Here is a 5,387-nt window from a genome sequence, read left to right as displayed (position 1 = left end):
TGTACGACGAGATCTGGTCGCTATACGGGCAGGATGCGTGCGTGGCGCACAGGCTCGATCTCGAAACCAGCGGCGTTTTGATCGTCGCGAAAGATAAAAACGCAGCGCGAAAGTTGAAGGATTGCTTTGAACAGCGATCTGTGATGAAAAGATACATAGCGCTAGTGCGCGGGGATCTGCGGCACGGATTACGTGGGCGTTTGCAAGGCGTGGCACGCGATGGCGCGTGGGAGGATCGCACCGCGTCCGGCTTGAATGAAATTCGCGGATCGAAATTTACCGAGGGTGCTGCGAGCTTAGGCGGCGTAACGAGTTTGGGCGGCGCGCGCGCTTCGGCAACGAGCGTGCACGGCGGATTTGGATCTGACGTTTTATCTAGCGGCGTGGGTGATAAATTTAGATCGGCCGCTACGACAGGCGATACGGGCGGTGTATATGAGGCTTGCGCTTTGACGACGGCTAAATCTGTGCCCGATACTTTAGGCGTAAATTTGAAAGAATTTGAGCCCGCGAGGTACGCTAAATTTAGCGAAAAGTTGAAATTTTTAGAGGGCTTTGAAGGCTTTGTGATCGATGCTCCGATCGCGCCTAGCGGCGAGTTTGCAGATATAAAAATCCGTATGAAGGTAGCCGCGGACGGCAAAGAGGCGGTCACGCTGATCCGTCCGCTGAAATACTTCGCGGATATTGACGCGAGCCTGATCGAGTGCTATCCGCTCACGGGCAGACAGCATCAAATCCGCCTGCATTTGTTCCACGTGGAACATAGTATTTTGGGCGAGCCGCTCTACGGCCTCTCGCGGCCGCAAGTGGAGGAAATTTTAGATAAAAAGATGAGCGAGACGGAGCGGATTTTGACGACCGGCGCTCCGAGATTGCTACTGCACTCGGATGAAATTTGCTTTAAATTTGACGGAACGGAGTACAAGATAAAATCTAAATTTGACATGCGAAATGAATTTTATAAGCTGGCAAAATCGGTAAAATTTAGATAAGCTCAATAAAAATTTTAGACAGCCTATCGGGCTATTTTTGTGATTAGAGCTTTATCTTACTTGCGAGATTTGCAAAATTTTGATGCGCAGGAGTACGAAATTTTATCGCCGCAAAAAAGGGGCGGTTGATACGAAAATTTAGGCGCCCGGTCTGCCGCCTACCGATAGAAACTTACGATCATTCGGCGCCTCAATTCTTCTATGCGCGTTTCGGAAGTTTGACATGCATAAAATTTGCCAGAATTTCCATGTGGGTTTTTAATACTAATTTGCTAAAAATTCTAAATTTGGGCTAGCTGTTTTATTGCTGGGCTTATAATACACTGCAAACAAAAAGAGCCTGAGAGCCTACAAATGCTTGCGCGCAGTAGTTCAAAGCGGAAAGTGGGGCAGTTAAATTTAACTTACGATCAAGGCACGCCGTATGTATATTAACAATGGTCGTTATTGACTTGAAATTTTAGAGCCAATCAATCCTTTAAATGGTTTATGCCCACCTCCAATATAAGATAAGCATCGCTTCATAATACGAGATTTCAAGCAGGAGATAATTTATTTCGGCGGCAGATGTAAAATTTAAGCGGTCCTTTAAGGGCGATAATAAAATTTTAAAAATTTACTCGTTTACCTGTTCATCTTTTTGCGGTACAGCATTTAAAATGATCCGCTGCAAATTTTAATACAAAATCGATCCACTAGCACCCAAACGCTACCTCCGATTCGCCGATACCCATGACGTTGCCTTTGCGCGTCATCACGCCTAGGCCGTGCTCCATATCCCACGAGCAGCTAAACTCAAAGCCGATTTTCACGCCGTCTAGGATATAGATATTTTGCAGCTCCAATAGTTCGCTAAGTTCCTGCGGCGCGCAGATATCGGGCATAAAATCGCTTTTCGTCTCGCTTGGATAGTCGTAAATTTTCTGCCATTTTGGGTAGTTTTTTAAAATTTCAGTTAAGATGCCCGTTAAAATTTCCTCCTGGTTTTGTTTTAAAAACTCCAGTGCGTCCGATTGTGCGCGGCTCGGCTCGTCCGTCTCTTCGCCGCCCTCGTCTAAAAACGAGCAGAGAAACTCGCTTTCTTGATCTAAAATTTTACCGAAATACTCCAGTCGCAGCGGAAAGCTTAAGTCCTCGTATTACTCATCTTCAAATTTAAACAAAATTTTAGGCTCCGCAAAATGTGCATTAAAAAACTCCGCGACCTTTGGGCTGCGGGTGAAAAGATACTCCTCATCCGCTTCGTAGCTTTTGCGCAAAAACTCAAGCGCCTCCTGCTCCGCGCCGCACTCCAAGCAGCACTCGCCCTTGTAATAATCGCTCACGTAAGGCGGATTTTCCTTGCTCCTGGCGTGCTTATCCATCTCGCCTAGCCAGCGCAGCATATTTGGGGCGTCGCCCACCCATTTGTACTCATTTACCATGCGCGCTGCGTAGATGTATGAGGCGTAGATGCGGTATTTTTCATCGTCCGCTTCCGCCCATTTTTCCTCGATAAAGCGGATAATCTCCGCTTTTGTAATCTTGGATTTTTTAAGCAGCGATCTGTCCAAGAAGACGCCGATCTCGTCCATTAATTTTTGCGCGTCCATTGCTACTCCGTTATAAATTTCTTGCCGATCTGCCTTACGATCTGAAAATAATCGCCGAATTTTTCCTCGACTTTTTTGAAATTTTTTATCTTGTATACGTCCTTTTTGTCGCGATGACAAAGCATTAAATAGGTCGTAAAGTGCAAAATATCTAAAATTTCGGCCCTTAAATTTTTATCTTCGATCTTGGTTTGTAGGCAAATTTTTAGAATTTTTTTGAAAATTTTCTTATCAAAATAGCAAAAATCATAGAGCAAAACAAAAAACGAGCCGTCGTTGTCTCTATCTGCCTGCGCCCTTAAAAAGGCTATATCATCGCTTGTGTTTGTCATTAAAGTCACCTTTACTATCGGTTCGAGCCTGAGCGGCATAGCGATGCCGACGAAAATAATCGGGCGATATTGGCGCGATCATTTTTTCTCGGCGCTAGTTAAATTTTGCGTTGCAGCCGCGCTCTCAGGGCTGGTCTTGCGGCCAAAGCTAGTTAGAAAAACTTGACCTTTCCTGCCGCTAATTTTGTTTGTCGGCTCGTTTGCACTAGTCCCCTCTCGCGTTTTTTCGGATGAAATTTTGTACGCGTCAATACCGGCATCAGCCGAAATTTTACTTTTCTCATTTCTTTGCTTGAGCTGACCGCACGCCGCGCTGATGTCAAGACCCTTACTTTGCCTGATGGTGCAGGTCACGCCGTGATCGCGCAGGTACGTCTGAAATGCCTCCATATCGGCCGTGTTTGGGCGTCCGTATTCGCTACCCTCGTGCGGATTAAAGTAGATCAAATTTACCTTTGCCTTGATGCCGTGCAGCAGCGATACGAGCTTTTTAGCGTCCTTTATGCCGTCGTTCATGTCTTTTATGACGAGATACTCAAACATCACTCGTTTGCGCATATCTATCGGAAAGCCCCTAACCGCCTCCATAACGGACTCGATTTTGTAGGCGTTATTTATCGGCATTAGCTTGCTGCGAAGCTCGTTAGTAACGGCGTGCAAAGATATCGCTAACAGCACGCCCAGATCCATCTCGCCGAGCTTTTTTATCTGGCTGCCTAGCCCGCTAGTACTAACGGTTTGGCGGCGCGGAGCGATAGCTAACCCGTCGTTTTCTTTTAAAATTTTTATGGCTTTACTAACGTTTTCTAGGTTATCTAGCGGCTCGCCCATGCCCATATATACGATGTTTACGCGGCGTTCGTAGGGGATTTTATTTTCTCTTTTTATCCATAAAATTTGACCTACGATCTCGCCCGGCGTTAGGTTTCTCGTTAGTCCGCTCTTGCCCGTTAGACAAAACGAGCAGCCCATGCGGCAGCCAACCTGGGAACTAACGCAGATCGTATAACGAGCGTGGCGCGCTATCTCACCGTTTTCGTCGTTGATTTCTTCTTTCATAGGTAGTAGTACGCTTTCTATCCGCAGTCCGTCTTTGAGCTCGAAAAGATACTTTATAGAGCCGTCGGTGCTCTGCTCAAATTTAACGCATTTTAGCGGATCAAGGTAAAACTCCTGCGCCAAATTTGCGCGCATTTCCTTCGGCAAATTTAGCATCTCGTCAAAACTCATTGCATTTTTTTTGTATAACCACTCGAAAATTTGCTTCGCGCGAAACGGCGGCGAGAGCTGCTCTTTTAGCTCGTCTAATGCAAAATCAAGCAAATTTTTCAAATAATTTCCTTTTGTTTTAAGTATTTTTCGAGCTCTTTTTTTGCTTGCTCGTGGTTTTTGATAAAATTAGCATGCGCATTTTTGCTGCAGAAATTCGTTGCTACAAATATACCATAAGCGGGGATTTGAAATTTTTGCGCGACTCTAAGGACGGCAAAAAATTCCATATTTTCTAAAAAATATCCGCGATCAAAAAGCTCGTGAGCCAAATTTTGATCGGTTGTGATGAAATTTGAGGAGTTTACTTTACATGTTCCACGTGGAACAACAGAAGTGATTTCGCTCTCTATCGGCGAATAGCTTTTGTTTTCTAGACTTGAAATTTCGATATTTGCAGCAACCGAACTCTCGTAAATTTCAAAAACTTCACCTTCATTGTAGAGGCCTGCCGAGCCTATAAAAATAATCTCACTCGGTAGTGCGTTTAAAATTTTATCCGGGTTTTGGGAGGATTTTGTGCTTTGCAAAATAGGCGAATCTATCAAATTTAGCCTCTCGTCAAGTTGCCGATTGGCCATCAAATTTTGCTCGTATTTACCGCGACCATCAACCATAGCTCTCTTTTGCAAAAGCGCCGTCAAATTTATGCTCATATCCACTAGCCCCACGCCCATCGGTAGCGCGAATGGAAATATCTCGTTTCGTCCCGCTGAAATAATCACGCCACACCCTTTTGTGCGCTAAATTTGAGTTCGAATTTCACAGCCTAACCTCGATACCTTGCTCTCGCAAATACGTCTTAAGTGCCTTGATTTCAATCTCTCTAAAGTGAAAAATGGAGGCTGCCAAGCACGCGTCCGCGCCTGCTAAAAATGCGTCCTTAAAGTGCTCCATCTTGCCCGCACCGCCGCTTGCGATCACCGGGATATCAAGCGCGCTGAAAATCCGCGTTAAATTTAGCTCAAAGCCGTTTTTAACGCCGTCGCAGTCCATCGACGTGAGCAGAATTTCACCCGTGCCGCGTTCCTGTGCCTCTTTTGCCCAGGCAAGCGCGTCCCTGCCTGTGTCCAGCCTGCCGCCGTTTATAAAAACGCTATAGCCCTCGCCCGTTTTCTTCGCATCGATCGCGACTACGACGCATTGCGAGCCGAATTTATTCGCCGCTTCGTCTATCAAATTTGGATTTTTTATCGCGG

At 45.8% G+C, this 5,387-nt stretch carries 7 protein-coding genes; 1 reads left to right on the top strand and 6 read right to left on the bottom strand.

All coding sequences use genetic code 11. The annotated features are described in order from the left end of the window. Window positions 1–995, top strand: a 995-nt coding sequence (locus Q0438_RS03420) for an RNA pseudouridine synthase (RefSeq protein WP_299187405.1), incomplete at its 5' end; no start/stop codon positions are given. 695 nt (window positions 996–1,690) lie between these two features. Here Q0438_RS03420 and Q0438_RS03415 read toward each other — a convergent pair. The 6 genes from Q0438_RS03415 to hisF form a co-directional block, all read right to left on the bottom strand. Next, window positions 1,691–1,879 (bottom strand): hypothetical protein, encoded by a 189-nt coding sequence (locus Q0438_RS03415; protein ID WP_299187403.1) that lies wholly within the window; start codon window positions 1,877–1,879, stop codon window positions 1,691–1,693. 255 nt (window positions 1,880–2,134) lie between these two features. Further along, entirely contained in the window at window positions 2,135–2,587 is a 453-nt protein-coding gene (locus Q0438_RS03410) for a hypothetical protein (RefSeq protein ID WP_299187400.1), read from the bottom strand. A 2-nt stretch (window positions 2,588–2,589) separates the two neighbouring features. Then, window positions 2,590–2,919, bottom strand: coding sequence for a hypothetical protein (locus Q0438_RS03405; RefSeq protein WP_299187398.1), 330 nt, complete (start codon window positions 2,917–2,919; stop codon window positions 2,590–2,592). A 78-nt stretch (window positions 2,920–2,997) separates the two neighbouring features. Continuing rightward, window positions 2,998–4,251: a 23S rRNA (adenine(2503)-C(2))-methyltransferase RlmN gene (rlmN, locus tag Q0438_RS03400; RefSeq protein WP_299187396.1), complete on the bottom strand. Its 1,254-nt coding sequence runs from the start codon at window positions 4,249–4,251 to the stop codon at window positions 2,998–3,000. After that, on the bottom strand, window positions 4,248–4,913 hold the full coding sequence (locus tag Q0438_RS03395) for a purine-nucleoside phosphorylase (protein WP_299187393.1): 666 nt from the start codon (window positions 4,911–4,913) through the stop codon (window positions 4,248–4,250). Before Q0438_RS03395 ends, rlmN begins: the two co-directional genes overlap by 4 nt. 37 nt (window positions 4,914–4,950) lie before the next feature. Further along, a partial coding sequence (gene hisF, locus Q0438_RS03390) for a HisA/HisF-related TIM barrel protein (protein WP_299187390.1) occupies window positions 4,951–5,387 on the bottom strand: 437 nt, incomplete at its 5' end.

This window comes from uncultured Campylobacter sp. (assembly GCF_938030785.1).
GTDB lineage: Bacteria > Campylobacterota > Campylobacteria > Campylobacterales > Campylobacteraceae > Campylobacter_B.
This window is presented reverse-complemented; position numbering and strand designations above follow the sequence as displayed.

Coding starts and splice junctions, on each gene's coding strand:
- Q0438_RS03405 (WP_299187398.1), bottom strand. CDS start 2,919: ATGACAAACACAAGCGATGATATAGCCTTTTTAAGGGCGCAGGCAGAT.
- Q0438_RS03410 (WP_299187400.1), bottom strand. CDS start 2,587: ATGGACGCGCAAAAATTAATGGACGAGATCGGCGTCTTCTTGGACAGA.
- Q0438_RS03415 (WP_299187403.1), bottom strand. CDS start 1,879: ATGCCCGATATCTGCGCGCCGCAGGAACTTAGCGAACTATTGGAGCTG.